Here is a 17,419-nt window from a genome sequence, read left to right on the forward strand (position 1 = left end):
AAACCATTGATTGTAGATATATTATTAGTGTTAAAGTCCCGCCCCTTTAATATATAACTTCACAAAATAACAACTCATTCTTTGACTTTATGTGAAATATAAATTTAACATGTCGTTTACATTGAAGCTTAAAAACCAACAATGCTCAGTGTGTTTTCAACAATAAGAATGAGATTTGATGCCCTAGGAGGGTCACGGATGAAAACAATACAACGCTCTCTCGTTTCGCTTTCTGTGCTATTTGCATGTAATTCACTTGCGGCTGGTTTCCAAGTTGCTGAGCATTCTGCCTCAGGTCTTGGTCGCGCATTTTCAGGTGAAGGTGCCGTAGCCGATAACGCGAGTGTACTAGCGAGAAACCCCGCCGCAATGACCCTATTTGATACAGCCCAATTTTCAGGCGCGGTTTCTATCGTTGATCCAGAGGTGAATGTTTATGACAAAACTAATGACCAACAATCAAATGATGTAGCCCCTCTTCAAGTTGTACCTGCTGCTTACTACATTAGTCCAATCAATGATAACTGGGCTTGGGGTATTGGCATGTTTACTAATTACGGCGTTGCAACAGACTACCCTGACGATATTTATGTTGGCGATGTTGCTGGTGATACTTCGCTGCTATCTGTCAATTTAAACCCGAACATTGCTTACCGCCTAAATGATAGCTTGAGCTTTGGTGCTGGAGTAAATGTAGTTTACGCGGAAGCTGAGCTAACTCGACATGAAGGTGGGATTGGCGACATTAGTGGTAACCCATATTCTACCAAGCTGGTCAGCATGACAGGTGAAACCTTTGCATTTGGCTGGAATGTTGGCGCTCTCTATGAATACAACTAAAATAACCGCTTCTCTGTCGCTTATCGTTCCAGCGTAGATTTGGACTTTGATGAAGGTAAATTTAATGATTATGGAAACGGCATAGTCCAAGGTTCTAGCAACACTACAACCGGTCGCCTGAAAATCAGTTTACCTTCAATTTTCGAAATTTCAGCTTTTCATCAAATTAGCGACAACTGGGCAGTCCATTATGGTTGGCAAAGAACTGATTGGAGTACGTTCCAAGAGTTGAAAGCAACTAGTCCCGATTGTAATGACGGCACTCCTGGGCAATGTTTTTATAAATCTGAAAAATATGATGATAACGACCGCTACTCCTTAGGTGCTACTTACCAACTCAACAATGACTGGACACTACGAGCTGGTATTGCATATGACGAGCAGGCTGGCGAAGCAACACTAAGTATTCCTGATAGTGACCGTTTTTGGTATAGCGCAGGCTTGACTTACGCCTTAACCCCAAACCTCACGATGGATGCAGCATTTGCGATAGTTCAAAGCGACTCTGGCTCATTTACCGAAGAAAACAAAGTTCCTGGCGATCCTGAACTTGAGTTTGATGCAGAAGGAATTGCTTATATTTCAGCAATTCAAGTCAATTATACATTCAACTAATTAGGTAATACGCACAATGAATAGATTATTTAAGGTTTCACTTCTGACTGCTGCTATAACTTTAGTTGGCTGTGGTGATAACACTGAAAGCTCAGGCACATTAGGCACATCAAAGTACGAACAGTATATTCAGGACTCTCTAACACAATCAACGAACATTAAGTTTAATTTAAGCGGTTCTAACGCGACAGTTCCTTTACCTAGTTTTGCCTTAATGGACACATCTGATGGTACATTAGGTTTGCCGACGAGTGGCGATGATGCGCTGACCAATCCATTAGCTGCGATGAACACGATGGATGGTTGGTCAACTTCTATGCCGATCATTATGGATTTCGAAGGCGCAGGTTTAGCCGATGGCTACCCGGCAAGTGGTGTTTATCTCCTAAAATTAAGCGGTTCTCTGACGTCAACCACCCCACCAACTATCACTCAAGTACTAACACAAGGAACTGACTTTAACGTTCTTTCTAGTGCATCTACAGATACTTTTACACTTGTATTTGGCGACTCTTTAGACGCTTCAAGTGAATATGTATTAGCGCTATCGAATGAGTTAACAGACGTTAATGGTGATCCGGTTGGCATGTCATCAAGCTATGCTGCACTAAAATCAATGACCACCACCTACACTGAGGGTAGCTTGGCGCAAGCGCAACAAGTCACACGTGGCGTGGAACAAATTTTTGCAGGAGCAAATGAAGCAGGCGCGATTACTCTTGATACCGAAGACATCATTTACTCAACTTGGTTTACGACTCAATCTGTCGGTGACACGCTATTCGCGACTAAAGGCGCTACGGCAACAGGATTGGCAGAGACAAACCTAAATGGTGTATGGAAAGGTAGCGCGAACCCTAACGCTGTCGATCTTACGGCGGCTTACACAATGCAATTCGGGTCTACAGAACTCTTCACTACAGCATTAGCAAACGATACAGACTTTGACAAATATGTTGCAGGCGCCGACACGTCATCTATCGCTACTCTAAAGGGTGCGATTAACGGACTATACGGTGCCACTGACAACGTTGATGTTACTCAGGGTTTTGTTCAGTTACCTTATTACCTAGAAACCAGTACTAGCGAATGGAATTCTCAACCATTCGAATCAGGTATGCCTAGCTTAGCTAAAGTATCAAATGCCTTAAGTGATGCTAACGAGCAAGCTAACATGGCTGCTCAATTAGTTGCTGCTGGTGTCGATACTAGTGTGTTAGCGACTGACCAAACAGAACAGCTAAAACTTGTTGGCCTAAACCTTACTCTAGCAGATGGCTCACCGCTTGATAGCAAAAGAGTTATAACGAAATACTCTCCAGTTCCCCAGGTAAAATCATTAGAATCTGTAGAGTTTTTGTTATTTACACCTAATGGTGCAGATCCTACTGATGTGGTTATTTACCAACACGGTATAACCTCTGCTAAAGAAAATGCTTATGCGTTCGCTTACAACTTGGCAAGAGCTGGCGTTGCTGTTATCGCAATTGACTTACCAATACATGGTACGCGCAGTCTAGATGATATTCGTTCAGCAAACGCAGACGTGTTGGCTTATTTAAATCTCGCTAACCTACCCGTAGCCCGCGATAATGTACGCCAAAGTTCATTGGATGTAATGGGCTTAAGAGCTTCGTTAAGTGCTTCTTTGCAAGCTGGTTTACTTGCTGGTTCGCCCTTGAAAGCATTTGCAGGATCACAGGTTAAGTTCTTGGGGCATTCATTAGGCGGTATTGTTGGAACAACTGCTGTCGCTGCTTCAAATCGCTCGCTGGGAATCACAAGTGCCGACGCTTTATATAGCTTCAGTGCTGCAGCTATTGAAAACTCTGGCGGACAAATATCTAACCTTTTGTTGGGTTCACCGTTCTTTGGCCCACAAGTTAAGCATAACGTAGCCCTCGGTGCTTCTACCGAATACGCAAGTTTCGCTAGTGCTAACTGTACAGGTTTAACAGATCAAGTTTGTTACAACACGTTTGAAAGTAATGCAACTGCGGCACAAAAAGCAACAATGACGGCCGCGTTTCAACAGTTCGCTTATGCGGCACAGACCGTGTTAGACACTATTGATCCATACACTAATGCTGAGTGCAAGGTGACGAAACGGTACCAAACACCGTTGCGGATGCCCCTTTTGCAGGTACAACACCACTTGCTACAAAGCTTGGCTTAACCGTTGTAGATGCAAGCAATACAACACCAAACGGAACCAACGACTTTGTTAAGTTTGGCAAAGAGGCTGATCACAGTACATTTGTGGCTCCGCAAGATGACACTACGCCTCTACCATTGGATTTAAACCATCACGTTAGTATGCAGACGCAAGCTGTAGACTTCTTAATAGATAATGCTTTAACAGCAGCGTCTATTAATGGCTCTGTCTTGGAATAAGACTTACCCTTCTATCCACACCAAATGCCAGCCTAACCGCTGGCATTTTTTTATCTGCTATTTGTAACCAAAGCCTAGTTAACCGTTTGCATAGAACCGTAAAACACAAATGGTTGATCTCAGGTAAAATTAATCAAGACAGAATACCGTACGACCTCTTTCTTTATTGTAAATAAAGTGGATAATAGCCCCGTAATTTAATACCTAATAAATGTGAGTCCATTATGTCTTCTGAAGCTACGATGCTAGAACGCTGCCAATCTAAATGTGAACTATGTGGTTCTGATTCTTCTCTTACTGCATACGCAGTGCCGCCACACAGCCACGTAACAGTGGATCACGGCATCATGGTATGTGACAAATGTCTTGGTGAGATTGACGATCCTAAAGATATCAACCACTGGCGTTGTCTAAGCGACAGCATGTGGAGTCAAGAAGCGCCAGTTCAAGTAACGGCATGGCGTCAACTTACTCGTCTGAACTCTGAAAGCTGGGCTCAAGACGCGCTAGACATAATGTATCTTGAAGAAGAAACGTCAGTTTGGGCACAAATCGGCATGTCTGCTGATGACAAACCGTTTGATGTAAACGGCGTTGAGTTGAAGAAAGGTGACGACGTAACAGTCATTAAAGACCTACCTGTAAAAGGTACTAACCAAGTAATTAAGCAAGGTACTGTTATCCGTGGTATCAGCGTTGGTGACGATCCTAAGCTTGTTTCAGGTAAAACAAACGGCGGTCAATCAATGTACGTAATCGCTGAATTCTGCCGTAAGAAGTAATCTTACTGCAAGAAAGTGATCGAGAACGAAAAGGCGCTGATTAGCGCCTTTTTTAATATCTCAAGTTATTAAAACTTAAAGCTATCAATAAGATGCTTTCGATAGTTCTTGATGACCGACACTAAAGATCCTTTTATCCCACTGATTTGCTTTGAATGTGGACACCACAAAGCAAAACCAAACTTGAAACCTTCTTCCATTTGTTCGGAATAAATAGGTTCTATCAAATATTTTGAAAATTCATAGTCAGTAAAAAAAGCCTTAGGCAGCAACGACCACCCTATCCCCGCTTCAAGCATTTTAATAATCAGTGCAAGCTGATCTATTTCTTCGTAATCAGAACTCACAATAATCTTTTCTGACATACCTTCTTCAATCAAAGACCTCAATACAAACTGCTTAGAATTGCGGAGTGCCACAAGAACTTCATCTTTGCTTAAGGTAGATAGCTCTCCGCCTTTTTGCGCAAATGGGAAGAATTCGAAATGCCCTAGAAAAGTGGCATCTAAACTGTGCATCGCACAGCTATCATGAACATTTACCAGACCAAAATGATAATCGCCAGTCTGCAGACCTACTTTAATTTCATTCTTATTCCTGACGAGGAAATTTACTCGCATCATCGGAAAATCCAGCTTTAACTGCTTACGAATATCCACCAGTACACGTTGTGGAATCACACTAGAGTAAGCAATCGTAATGTTTTCTAATCCACCATAGGACAGACTCAACGCCACTTTGTCAAAAGTTCTAGCTTGTTCAATCGTCTGTTTCGCGTAGTGATACAGAAGGTGCCCGTCGTCAGTCGGCTCGACAGAGCGACCGACTCTTTCAAAAAGATTGACTGCGAGATGATCTTCCAAGTTAGTAATAACTTGTCCAATAGTCGTTCTATGCTTGTTGAGCTTTACTGCTGCTTTACTAAATGACAGTTGCTCATAAACGGTCACAAATGCGAGAAGTTGTTCAATACTAAAATTCATTCGATTGCACTGGCTTTTTAATTATCTCTTTAAGCTATCACGAAATAGGCTATTTTCACTTTTTGAAGACAACAAAAACAAATCAGATCGGCTACATGAGCGTAATTTGTCTAATTTCCAATCATTATTCATCTATACAAACCATATTCGTCCTATTTTTGATGGATTCGATCCTCTATAAGCGATTATCCAAATTGTACCAACTGCTTTATCGTTCTGCCTATCAGAACGAATAGAGAACTACACCATGAACACAATGCCGCATGAACTCGTATGGGGTGAAATCTATTTCCCACCGTTGTTACTGGTTATCGCGCTCGCTTATATGTTGACGATTTTAACTGGTTCATTAGCAACCAAGTTCGGACTGCACAAACATGTCGCCTTTCCTGCATTAGCAGAACTAAGTCTAATTGTGATTTTTACTGGCGTGATCGACCAACTCAGTTCTATCTTATAAGGCCTTATCCTTGATAAAACGTTATCTCATCACATTACTACTATTCGTTACCGCAGGCTCTGTGGTTTATAGCTATTACCAATCTAACACAAGTAACCCTTGGACGAGAGACGGACAAGTCAGTGCCTACATAGTATCTATAACTCCTCGTGTTACCGGGCAAGTCATCAAAATTCATGTGGATGACAACTCTCAAGTGTCTAAAGGCGATCTACTTTTTGAGATCGACCCTAGTATTTATAAAGCGAATTACAACAAAGCATTAGCGACACAAAAACAAGCGCTCGCTCTACTTGCGAAAGCAAAAAATGAAGAGCAACGTGCAGCGAACCTTGAGAAGAGAACCCCTGGTGCCGTTCCCGTTCTAACGTTGAACAACTTAAGCAATGCTGTTGAAACCTCATCAGCGAATGTTCAACTAGCTAAAGCCAATGTTGAAGAAGCACATTTAAGCCTCGAATTCACCAAGGTATATGCGCCTACCAACGGATACATTACTAATTTTAACTTACGTATCGGGTCTCAAGTGGTTGCCAACTCACCTGTGGTTGCCTTGATCGATGAAGATAGCTTTTGGATTGAAGGTTATTTTAAAGAAACCGACCTCGTTGGAGTTAACCCACAGGACAAAGCGTTTGTCACACTCATGATGCACAACATCCTGTTGAAGGGTCACATCAAAAGTATTGGATTTGGTATTGCTAAACAAGATGGCAGCACTGGTAATAACCTCCTACCTAACGTGAACCCAAACTTTCAATGGATTCGTCTTGCTCAGCGTATTCCGATTAAAGTGAAGTTAGATAATGTGCCTGAAGACCTACAACTTCGTGTTGGGATGACAGCTTCGATCAAAATAATCAAATAGTTGGATTGTCTTATGTTCAATGCATCAACCAAAGAAGCGATTAAAGCGGCGCTTTCAATCGTTATCGCGATCTGCCTTGCACTTTGGTTTCAATGGGAAAAACCTTATTGGGCTGCAATAGCGGTTGCCGTAATGGCATTGAACGAGAGTTTTGCTCATTCAATCCATAAAGGCTATAACCGCTTAATGGGTACCCTATTAGGAACGGGTTATGCCTTTTTCTTGATCGCGATGTTTTCACAAGATCGTTTTTTGTTCCTAACTTTTTTTACCTTGTTCCTCGGAACATGCATCTTCATGTCGAGTGATGAAAAGTATGGGTACATCTTTTCGATAGGATTCGCTGTGTGTTCCATCATCGCGTGTATGGGTGGTTTCGATAGTCAGGTGACGTTCTATTTTGCGGTATTACGGATACAAGAAACTCTGCTCGGCGTGATCACTTTCTCTATTGTGTATCGCTTAATTTGGCCCGTAAGCACGGAACAAAACTTTGTCCAACGCTTTGAGGCAAGCAGAGAGGCATTGTTAATCGCAATGCGTAACACCGACCGCTTGGATATAGAAGCCTTAGAATCAAACACCGCGAATATTGATAAGCTCTACCAACTGCTAGATTTACCATTAAACGGCTGTTATCACCTTAAAGAGAATATTCAAGACTGGCGTTTAAGAATCCATGAAATGGTTCATATTCAGACTCGACTGCTTGAACTCGCTTATGATGAGCTTGAACAACCTATTGATTGGGCAATTCTAGTTGAAAACATGGAAAAAATAGAGTTAATCGCACCGCAGCAATCATTGATTGGTAATGTGTTGAATGTGTTCGGTAAGAAGCAAGGAGGTTCTTGGCACCAAGAACATCGCACCTTTGTTCAACATCTTAATGAGGATGGTAGCAAAGTCTTACAAGGTGTCTCGATGTTCATAACGTCGCTATTGGTTTGGATTTATCTACCTGTACCAGGTGGCTTTATCTTTCCAATGCTTGCTGGTGTGTTTTCTTCCATACTGCCGACAATGCCACCAAGTGTTACCAAAGATGCTTTTTTCGGGGTGATTGGCACTGGCACCATTATTTTGCTTCAATACGTCTTTGTTATGCCAATGATGAGTGAGCTGTGGCAACTCGCACTATTTTATTTCATGAATAGCGTGGTTATATGGAAGGTGTTCGCAACACCTAAGCTTATGATTCATAAAATACTTGGTATTAATCTACTCGTCGTGCTTACTTCTGGCGCTCTTAACCTAACGCCGATATATCAGATTGAAACACCATTGCTTATGTTGACCACGCTCCTGATTGTCTTGATGATCGCCAAACTATTTACAGACCTCTTTAGAGTAAAGAGCAGCGCTTAACCTAGGCGCTAACAAGCTCTCTGGAGGCCAAACGACAGACACAAAAAAGGCGCAATTAAGCACCTTTAAAAAGGCTATTTTTACCGATTCAATATCAGTTATTTCCCAACCAAACATCTTGGGTTTTAGGCGCTTTCTTCTTTTTCTTTTTACCCGTGCCAGCCGGTGGCGCAACGGGTTTCAATGCAGCAACAAGTTCAGCGGTTGCTTCTTCATCCACTTCAAAGCCTTCAAGTTGCTCACGCTCAAGACGAATTTTGTTCTTCTTCTCGATGATTGTGAAGTGATGATAATCTTCGTGATCGATCAGAGATAACGCTAAACCAACCTCACCCGCACGGCCACTTCGGCCAATACGGTGCATGTAGTCTGAAGGGCTACGCGGTAAATCAAAGTTGATTACCACTGGAAGCTTTTCGATATCCAGACCACGTGCCGCGATGTCTGTCGCGATCAGAACGTCGATCTCGCCAGATTTGAAATCTTCAAGGATACGAGTACGTGAACCCTGCCCTTTATCACCGTGGAATACTTCCGCAATAATACCGCGCTTGTAAAGCTTGTCTGCCAAGTGCTCACAACTGTTCTTCGCATTAACGAAGATCAAAGCTTGTCGCCATTCATGTTGCTGAATCAGGTGCGCTAACAAAGCTGTCTTGCGTCCTTTCTCAACTTCAAATACACGCTGCACTAATGTGCTTGCATTAGCACTTTGAAGTTGAACTTCAATTGGATCGTTCAGTAGTTCGTGAGTGAGCGTTTTAACTTGCTCAGGGAATGTCGCTGAGAACAACAGAGTTTGCTTCTTGCTCGGCAATAGCTTCAAAATCGCATCGAGCTCTTCGGTAAAGCCAAGGCTCAACATACGGTCTGCTTCATCAAGCACTAGCGTTTTAACTTTATCAAGCTTGATAGCGTTGCTAGAGATCAGATCCAGTAAACGCCCCGGGGTTGCCACCAAAATGTCTGTGCCGCCACGCAGCGCTTGCATCTGAGTATTAACAGACACACCACCAAATACACAAACGGTTTTAATTGCACCATTGAAATGTACTGCGTAAGACTTAACGCTATCGGCCACTTGCTTAGCAAGCTCACGTGTAGGAACCAAGATAAGGCCAGAAACATAGTTACCTTTGCCCGAACGACGGTCTAAAGGTGCACCTTCATGGATCTGCTGTAACAGTGGAAGAGCAAATGCTGCGGTTTTACCTGAACCTGTATTTGCGCCTGCAATTAGGTCGCGTCCTGCTAACACACTTGGAATAACTTGCGCCTGGATAGGCGTTGGCTGTTGGTATTCAAGTTCGGTTAGACGAGCCATCAAAGGAGAAATTAAGCCAAGATCGGAGAAGTTGGTTGGTGCTGTGGTGTTAGTCATTAATTGCAGGAACTCAAAGCTAAAATAATAGCGCGCTATATTAACGTATTTCAGCAGTATTACGTAACTAAATCGCCCTTTATCCCTTGTTTCAGTGGTTAAGACCCACCAAAACAAGCAAGAGATGAACGAATCGGTGTTAGAAGTGTTCTAATCGTCGTCTGAGCTTCATCTCAATGTTGTTTATCTTATTGGATTCTCACTTGTGTAACACTGTTGCTCTTGCAGAACGGTCATCCTGACAATTTAATTCAACCACCCCGCTACCGTTTGTTCCGGCGCATACGAGTTATGCTCGGTTAACCACACGGCTACGGCATCTGGCGTGGCCACTAATGGATCAAAATCGACATTGAATTGCCATTTGGATTTACCACGCTGGTAACCATCATAAACCACCACAAAATCATGTTCGAGCTTCTTACCTCTGTTTTCGCCCGCTTTAACGCTAGTGACTTCATTCATCGCCAATAAGGCAATATGAGCCACATAATCCCCTTTGCCTTCGTAACTGACACTGAACGTATCGCCTTTATGATTCACCGTTAGCTTAGGGTTACTTTGTTGTTGGAGCGAAGGGAGATTTCTATCGAGCCAGTTAAAGTAACCGCGCCACTCTTTTCCATCGACGATAAAGCCTGGAGTGTAAACGCCACTTGTGACTCCATAAGCTTTGTACAAGCGTTGCTTTTGACTGAATGCCTTACTGGCGAACTTGTCTCCCCAACCTAGGTAATCCCAGTATTCAACGTGATAAGCGAGCGGAATGACTTGTGTCCAGAGTTTTGGATGATCTTCAAAAGTGCTGAAGTACTCATCAGCAGGTGGACAACTCGAACAACCTTCAGAGGTGAAAAGTTCGATAACCTGCGCAGGCTGACCTTCATTACTCCAGGTTTGTGCAATCGACGCAGAGGAATAAAAGCCGACCGGTAAAGCAAGTAAACAAAGTCTAATCAATGGTGAGCTGAATTTGGCGTGTGACATACCGTGATCCTTGTACGAAGCGAATTTACTGGCGCTCAAATACAGACCGTAATGTCTAGATTTTTCTTTCAGATACTGGGTTTATTTCAGATGCCGGGGTTATTTCAAATACACAGCTTATTTCAGATACAAAAACGCCAGCTTCAGAAGCTGGCGTTTTTTTAAAATTCTCTCTTTTACATGTTAACGCTAAGATTAACGGTTGATACCGATATCGCGTTGCATGTGACCAGATAGGTCGCTTGCGTAGTAACTACGTGGAGAGTTGTCTACGAAAAGAATATCGAAAATGTGTGCAATCAATCCTTTGAAGTTAACCGAGTAGGTCTTCTTATCCATAGAGTTAGGAACAGCGATAGTATTCATTTGCATTGCTTGAGCCATGATTGCCTCTCTATAAATTTGTTTATGTGGTTCGTTCTGATGACAAGAATAATAGGTGATCTTTTTCAGGTTAAAAAATGACTAAAATTAGACATTCGAATTAGTTTTTCTAATAAAACAAACCATTAACACCCCAAAAGAATATATATGCACAAAGGGTGGGTATAAATTCAAAATGATGCAAATATCATGCATTTAGTACAAATAACCCACAAAATAAAGTGGCCAATGTCACAGAAATTTTACATAAATAAATTTTCCACTTCATCGGCCACGTATTCCTTATCGAGTTTTCGATAAGTTATATTTGTTTCAATTTACTTGTTCAATGTCTAGCTTCTTTGCATAAATCGACGCTATAACCGCAATCGTCATGGTAGAAATCAGCACCGCTAACGACCAATACGTTGGGATAGCCCATTCACTGTCGACCAGTAACATTTTCACACCGATGAAGACCATGATGAACGCTAATGCTGGCTTCAAGTAGATGAACTTATCCATCATGCCTTGCAGCACAAAGTACAGAGAGCGAAGGCCAAGTAGCGCAAATACGTTTGCAGCAAGTACCAAGAACGGTTCTTGTGTCACGGCAAAGATAGCTGGGATAGAATCCAGTGCAAACATCACGTCCATGACGGCAATCGCACCAATCACCAACATCATTGGAGTAAACGTCCATTTAACGCCCTGTTTAACCATTAACGCAGGACCATGGAAGTCCTCGGTGACAGGCATAATTTTACGAAGTAGCTTCTCAGGTAGTGTGTTAACACTCTCTTCTTCACCCTTACCTAACGCCAGTTTGATACCAGTACCAATCAAGAACGCCGCAAACACGTAAAGCACCCAGTGGTATTCAGCCAACAGCTGAGCACCTAATGCGATCATAATTGCACGAAGCACCAATGCACCGATTACCCCCCAAAGAAGCGCACGCGGTCTTAGATGCTCTGGAACTTGGTATTGAGCAAAGATCATCGCGAATACAAACAGGTTGTCTACGCTCAATGATTTTTCTAACAAGTAACCGGTAATGAATGACACCATTGCTTTTTGCGCGGTGTAATCACTATTTGGAGCATAGATGTCCCAAAATAGGCAAATTGAACCTGCAAACAAGAACGCGAGTACGAACCAGAACACGCTCCAAATTGCCGCTTTTTTAATGGTTACGCTGCCACCACGAGTTTGATAGATATCAATAGAGACGAGAATTACTGTCAGCAGGAAAAAGCCCACATAAGTCGTCATGATTGGCGATGAAAAAAAGGATTCACTATTGGTAGATAATAGAGATTGAGTTGAGTTCATTATTCCTCCGGGCGGAAGAATTGTACAAAGACCTTCCGCAAACAAAGCATATCAAGCTCCATTACGGATCTTGACTGTGATTGCGTTGGTCTCGTTGAAGTGAAATATGGGATTTCACCTTTACATACCGGATAGACTCTGGCCTAACGAGATGACGATATGTAAACTTGCGCTAACTACTCCCCAAACGGGGTGAATAATATTCCCCTATTTATGTTTCGTCTAGATAAATTTGTTCTAAAAAAAAAAGGAGCAAAAGCCCCTTTTTCTATTACCGCTGTTTTATCAAAATGATACACATTGATTCTAAGAATACCACTCACGAGTTCACACTAGGTGAATGCTCATTGGTATTTGAAACGAATGATATTCACCTATAAACCAGTCGTGGGTACCAAGTACACTAACGCAGACCAAACAGACACCCAGCCTACGACGGCTAACGCATCTAACCAATCTTTCCTATCCATATTTTGCCTCCACAGGAAGTCACCTGTACAACAAAGCATAAACAGTGCCAATTTTATAAATAAGTCAAAGAGTACAAATGGTACGGACGATTATCGAAAACATCCCATGCAATTCAATGGTTCACTGTATCGGAGTGATTCAGGGTGATCTTGCAAGAACGTAATAAAACAGTCAGCCATTGAGTCAGTTGTAACAACCCCATCACCGATCATATCTAAAACAGCGTTATAACCTTCTTTGCCTTTCATGGTGTAGGCCGATGACGCTCCTCGGTAAATTCGGTCGCGAGACACTGGCTCCCAACCGGATGCTTCAGAGTGTATTTCTAGATGATGAATACGATGCCCTAAGGGCGCGTCTTTGTGGTAACAAAATCTCAAGTTATGGGTATAAGGAAAGCTGCCAGAACCCGTACCTACGACACCATTATCCAATGCGTTATTAATTGCGCCTTCTAACATGCCTGCGATCGTCTCACCTTTTACCTCATACACACCAATAGGTACGGCAAACGGTAGTAATTTTCCGGCAATATCGGCAACCGAAACATCGCCGCTATCAAGTGAGTTTCGCACACCACCAGAATTATGGATGGCAAATTCTACGCCATGTCCCTTCTTGTTCATCAAGTAATGAAACGACTGAGCAACCAAAGGCGCTAGTTGGCTTGGTCCTTTCTCATCAGGAATACGCACATGACGCAGTTTTGTGTCAGCATGGGCAATAACTTGTTGCTGAAGCTTTCGAACTCTCGGCTGATATTTATCCGTCAAAATGCTCTGCAGTTCAGGATCTTTTTTACATACCGCGATGTTCTGATGATTATTCAAAAACTCACACGCCATATTGTGAGTATCATCTTGCCCCACTTCACTCAATTTGGCGTCTATAAACAGTCGGCGCCCTAAGAGCAGTTCATTCTTGCCATTAAAGTGAGTAACTTTGCCTTCAGAGTTGAATTCGATTTCACAGTGTCCGAGGCTCATTGCGTGGAAGCCTGCTTGCACTACATAGGTGTCACCGACTTTTACGCCGTAGTCATCATCTTTTACTAGGCCAATATCAGAGAAATCACCTTGCAAGCGATGACTGTGTCCACCAACAATCACACCAATACCAGATACATTGGCCGCCAGTTCTAAATCAGCCTCGTAACCAAGGTGGCTGAGTAACACAATCTTGTTAATACCAGCTTGATGGATCTGCTCTATCGTGGCTTTTGCCGTTTCTAGCGCATTTTCAAATGGTGTATCAATATCTGGATTCGCAATACCCGCCATCTTATCGATACTTAAGCCAAATATGGCGACTTTCTCACCATCAAACTCTTTCTTTATAAAAGAAGCACTGAGTGTTTCAGTTAAGTAAGGCTTAACAATATCGTTGTCCGCTAGGGTATGAGTTTTATTGATATCCTCATTCGACAAATTCCAGTTACCCGCCAACAGTGGGAATTTGATTCTTTTAGCGAAAATGGCGACCGGCTCATTGCCCATATCTAACTCATGATTGCCAAGGGTCATGGCATCAATATTTAGGGCATTCAACAAATCGGCGTTGGCTTTTCCCTTGAATAGAGAAAAGTACAACGTGCCTTGAAAACAGTCTCCAGCGTGCAGGAACAAGGTTCCGATCTGTTGACGCTTAGCATCTTGTTCTAATTGTTTAAAGCGCGTTGAGATTCGAGCAAAACCACCAGCACTGACATAAGGATCAATGATGTGGTTGTTCATTTTAAGTGATAGCTGTAAAGAGGTTGGTTCAAAGTATGAGTGGGTGTCGTTGATGTGTGCCAACACTATTTTTGTTGGCTTATTCTTTTTAGTCATATTTTCTTCTCTCTTTGTCCCTTCATACTAGGTTGAGAATCATGACAGAATCGTGAATTTTATGAAACTACACTGCAAAAAAATACTCAAGATAGATTAAAAATCTCGTTTTGCTCCGTATAAATAAAGAGTGGGTTTTGTGACAAATGCGCATGCCGGACAACAAATTTTCGATTATGATTAAAGATATCTGTTAGCTTTCAAACAATTAGCAGAGCCTTCCGTTAGGAGTAAGCCTATGCAACTAGAAAGAATCGAGATTTCTGGCTTTCGAGGTATCAAGCGTATGTCACTCGCGTTTGACGAGCTAACCACGCTGATTGGTGAAAATACTTGGGGTAAGTCTTCTTTACTTGATGCTTTGTCCGTCGTTCTCCCCTCAGACGGTGTCCCATATCACTTCGAAATGACTGATTTTCATGTCGATTATTCTGTTTCACATCCACAGTCTCAACATCTTCAAATTGTTCTCGCATTAAAAGCCAACGACAAGAGCGAACTCAACGCAGGTCGTTACCGCAAACTCAAACCTATTTGGGTCCAAGATGAGTTTGGTACCTACCGTATCTATTACAGAATCAGTGCGACGTTAAAGCAATATGAAACGACAACCCACTACGCCTTTCTAGGAATCGATGGCAACCCTTTAAAACTTCATCACTCTGAAAAGCTCGCTCAGGAGTTAATGACGTTACACCCTGTGATTCGTTTGCGAGATGCAAGGCACTTTGATCGTCCTTTCAACAGTAAAACAATCAATCAGAATGCCGTTGTTAATGGTGGTTCTAGTGGAAACGCTAACGTCATCTCCAATGGGAATGGCAACGGTAATCACGCTAGCAATGGCAACGCTGCTAACTCTAGTGGAAACGGTAACGGCAATGGAAATGGGCGTCAGGCAAGAATAGAAAAACGCATTGATAATACCTGTCGTCGTTTAATGGCAATACCAGGACACGTAAACAAAGGCGAGATGCGCAGTAGCCTTGATTCAATGCAAAGCCTGATAGAACACTACTTTTCTTTCAAGAGTAATTCTCGTCGTAACCCAAGAAAACAAAGGGATGGCCTACTTTATTCGGCGGGTGCCAATGATCAGAGCATTCATCAACTTGTTGAAGAGACCAAGAACAAACAAACTCGTCTGTTGTTCATGGGTTTACTTAACGCATACTTGCAAGCCAAAGGGCCGACTGACTTAAGACGATGTGCCCGCCCTCTTTTAATCCTTGAAGATCCAGAAGGTCGTTTACACCCAACGCACCTAGCTAGGGCTTGGAGTTTGATGCAGAAATTACCCATGCAGAAAATTCTCACCACCAACAGTGGCGAGTTACTCGCGGCTGTGCCACTTCAATCCATTCGTCGCTTGGTTCGACAATCAGATAAAACCATCGCTAATCAACTCAACATGAATCACTTCAGCAAGGATGAGCTGAGACGAATCGGATTCCACATTCGATTCCATCGTTCTGGGGCGTTGTTTGCTCGTTGTTGGTTATTGGTAGAAGGTGAAACCGAAGTCTGGTTGTTTAATGAATTAGCCAACCAATGCGGTTATAACCTTGCAGCGGAAGGTGTGCAGATCATTGAGTTCGCTCAATCTGGGCTTAAAGCATTGATAAAAGTTGCACAAGAGTTTGGCATCGATTGGCACGTGGTGACTGACGGAGACGCTGCTGGTAAGAAGTATGCTGCGACAGTGATGTCTAAATTAGGCAAAGATCAAGAGAGGCATCGCCTTACCGAGCTGCCTGATAAAGACATCGAGCATTACTTGTATATGAACGGCTTCGAAAACTTTTTCCGCGACATGGTTAAAATCCCTTACGATCACCCTATTCCAGCGAAAAAAGTTGTGGCTAAGGTTCTTAAGAAACACGCAAAACCCGACCTTGCACTCGCGATCGTTTCTCACTGCGAGAATCAGGGACAAGAATGTATTCCGCTGCTATTAAGATGGACGTTAAAACGTGTCATTACCATGGCAAACGGGAACACCTAAGCGCTTTAATTAATTGATAGCTGCTATTGGTTCTTCTGCAGATAAATGTTCAACCGATTACCTTAACCAAAAACCAAAAAAAGGCACACCAAGTGGTGTGCCTGTATAAATCGATATACAAATTAATTGGGGGTTATCTTGCAAGAGTTCACAGTGACTAAACTAGCGGCAGGTTAACGAATTAAGCCTTCGCTTGCTTAGCGTGTTGTTCAACCGCTTCCGAAGATTGGGTCGATTTTTCGTGAAGCCATAGCCCCGTTGCTTTCATCAAGTATCCGAATACACCACCAAGCAGTAAAGATGGTACGACAAGTTGCCAATCGCCACCTGCCGCAAACGTCGCACAACAGCCAATGAAGGTTCCTGGGATATAACCTAGCCACGCTTGTTTCGCTTGAATACACATGAAGAAAGCCACAATAGCAGTAATCACATAGCCTAGAATCTCTAACCCTGCGAAGGTTGAACTTTCGATAATCACCATTGCCCAGAATACGCCCGTCATGTTGGTCAGTAAGCTGCCTGCTAGACCTTTGACACCAACGGTTGGCGAAGCAAAATAACTGGTGCAACCAAGGAAACCGGCCCATGACAGTAAACCGAAAGAGATAGCTATCCATCCCCATAGACCTGACAAAATACCTGTTGTTAATGAAATCGCGACTAATGTACTCATACTATTTCTAAAGCCTAATTACGCAATTCATCGCAACCGGATTTAGCCTCACTTAAAATCAA

At 42.7% G+C, this 17,419-nt stretch carries 12 protein-coding genes and 2 pseudogenes; 7 read left to right on the top strand and 7 right to left on the bottom strand.

Features of this window, described 5'->3' with window-relative positions:
* Nucleotides 1-198: 198 nt before the first annotated feature.
* The 3 genes and pseudogenes from ACMAZD_RS22545 to ACMAZD_RS22555 all read left to right on the top strand — a co-directional run bounded on the left by ACMAZD_RS22545 (nucleotide 199) and on the right by ACMAZD_RS22555 (nucleotide 4,631).
* Nucleotides 199-1,455, top strand: a pseudogene (locus ACMAZD_RS22545) (outer membrane protein transport protein).
* Nucleotides 1,456-1,471: 16 nt separating this feature from the next.
* Nucleotides 1,472-3,849: pseudogene (locus tag ACMAZD_RS22550) on the top strand (VolA/Pla-1 family phospholipase).
* A gap of 224 nt (nucleotides 3,850-4,073) precedes the next feature.
* Entirely contained in the window at nucleotides 4,074-4,631 is a 558-nt protein-coding gene (locus ACMAZD_RS22555) for a PhnA domain-containing protein (protein WP_435249554.1), read from the top strand.
* 68 nt (nucleotides 4,632-4,699) lie between these two features.
* Here ACMAZD_RS22555 and ACMAZD_RS22560 read toward each other — a convergent pair whose 3' ends face one another.
* Nucleotides 4,700-5,614, bottom strand: a complete 915-nt coding sequence (locus ACMAZD_RS22560) for a LysR family transcriptional regulator (protein ID WP_435249555.1) — start codon at nucleotides 5,612-5,614, stop codon at nucleotides 4,700-4,702.
* A gap of 247 nt (nucleotides 5,615-5,861) precedes the next feature.
* On the opposite strand from ACMAZD_RS22560, the gene ACMAZD_RS22565 reads away from it, so the two are divergent.
* Genes ACMAZD_RS22565 through ACMAZD_RS22575 form a run of 3 tightly spaced genes read left to right on the top strand, consistent with a single transcriptional unit; the run spans nucleotide 5,862 to nucleotide 8,310 of the window.
* Nucleotides 5,862-6,074, top strand: a complete 213-nt coding sequence (locus ACMAZD_RS22565) for a DUF1656 domain-containing protein (RefSeq protein ID WP_435249556.1) — start codon at nucleotides 5,862-5,864, stop codon at nucleotides 6,072-6,074.
* Nucleotides 6,075-6,084: 10 nt separating this feature from the next.
* On the top strand, nucleotides 6,085-6,942 hold the full coding sequence (locus ACMAZD_RS22570) for an HlyD family secretion protein (RefSeq protein WP_435249557.1): 858 nt from the start codon (nucleotides 6,085-6,087) through the stop codon (nucleotides 6,940-6,942).
* Nucleotides 6,943-6,954: 12 nt separating this feature from the next.
* Complete coding sequence (locus tag ACMAZD_RS22575) at nucleotides 6,955-8,310, top strand: FUSC family protein (RefSeq protein WP_435249558.1); 1,356 nt, start codon at nucleotides 6,955-6,957, stop codon at nucleotides 8,308-8,310.
* Nucleotides 8,311-8,404: 94 nt separating this feature from the next.
* On the opposite strand, the gene ACMAZD_RS22580 is transcribed toward ACMAZD_RS22575, so the two are convergent.
* The 5 genes from ACMAZD_RS22580 to ACMAZD_RS22600 form a co-directional block, all read right to left on the bottom strand.
* Entirely contained in the window at nucleotides 8,405-9,691 is a 1,287-nt protein-coding gene (locus ACMAZD_RS22580; RefSeq protein WP_435249559.1) for a DEAD/DEAH box helicase, read from the bottom strand.
* Nucleotides 9,692-9,937: 246 nt separating this feature from the next.
* The gene (locus tag ACMAZD_RS22585; protein WP_435249560.1) at nucleotides 9,938-10,678 is read right to left on the bottom strand and encodes a DUF1223 domain-containing protein; all 741 of its coding nucleotides are present in this window, start codon (nucleotides 10,676-10,678) and stop codon (nucleotides 9,938-9,940) included.
* Between the two features lie 195 nt (nucleotides 10,679-10,873).
* On the bottom strand, nucleotides 10,874-11,062 hold the full coding sequence (locus ACMAZD_RS22590; protein WP_010429554.1) for a hypothetical protein: 189 nt from the start codon (nucleotides 11,060-11,062) through the stop codon (nucleotides 10,874-10,876).
* 312 nt (nucleotides 11,063-11,374) lie between these two features.
* A complete protein-coding gene (locus ACMAZD_RS22595) occupies nucleotides 11,375-12,376 on the bottom strand; it encodes a TerC/Alx family metal homeostasis membrane protein (RefSeq protein ID WP_435249561.1) in 1,002 nt (333 codons plus the stop codon).
* A gap of 560 nt (nucleotides 12,377-12,936) precedes the next feature.
* Complete coding sequence (locus ACMAZD_RS22600) at nucleotides 12,937-14,676, bottom strand: bifunctional metallophosphatase/5'-nucleotidase (RefSeq protein ID WP_435249562.1); 1,740 nt, start codon at nucleotides 14,674-14,676, stop codon at nucleotides 12,937-12,939.
* 238 nt (nucleotides 14,677-14,914) lie between these two features.
* Here ACMAZD_RS22600 and ACMAZD_RS22605 point away from each other — a divergent pair, with 238 nt between their 5' ends.
* The gene (locus tag ACMAZD_RS22605) at nucleotides 14,915-16,681 is read left to right on the top strand and encodes a DUF2813 domain-containing protein (protein ID WP_435249563.1); all 1,767 of its coding nucleotides are present in this window, start codon (nucleotides 14,915-14,917) and stop codon (nucleotides 16,679-16,681) included.
* Nucleotides 16,682-16,862: 181 nt separating this feature from the next.
* Here ACMAZD_RS22605 and ACMAZD_RS22610 read toward each other — a convergent pair whose 3' ends face one another.
* Nucleotides 16,863-17,357 carry a DUF1097 domain-containing protein gene (locus tag ACMAZD_RS22610; RefSeq protein ID WP_435249564.1) on the bottom strand — a complete coding sequence of 165 codons (495 nt, stop codon included), beginning with the start codon at nucleotides 17,355-17,357 and terminating at the stop codon, nucleotides 16,863-16,865.
* Between the last annotated feature and the right edge of the window lie 62 nt (nucleotides 17,358-17,419).

The organism is Vibrio sp. nBUS_14 (assembly GCF_051201655.1).
Lineage (GTDB): Bacteria > Pseudomonadota > Gammaproteobacteria > Enterobacterales > Vibrionaceae > Vibrio.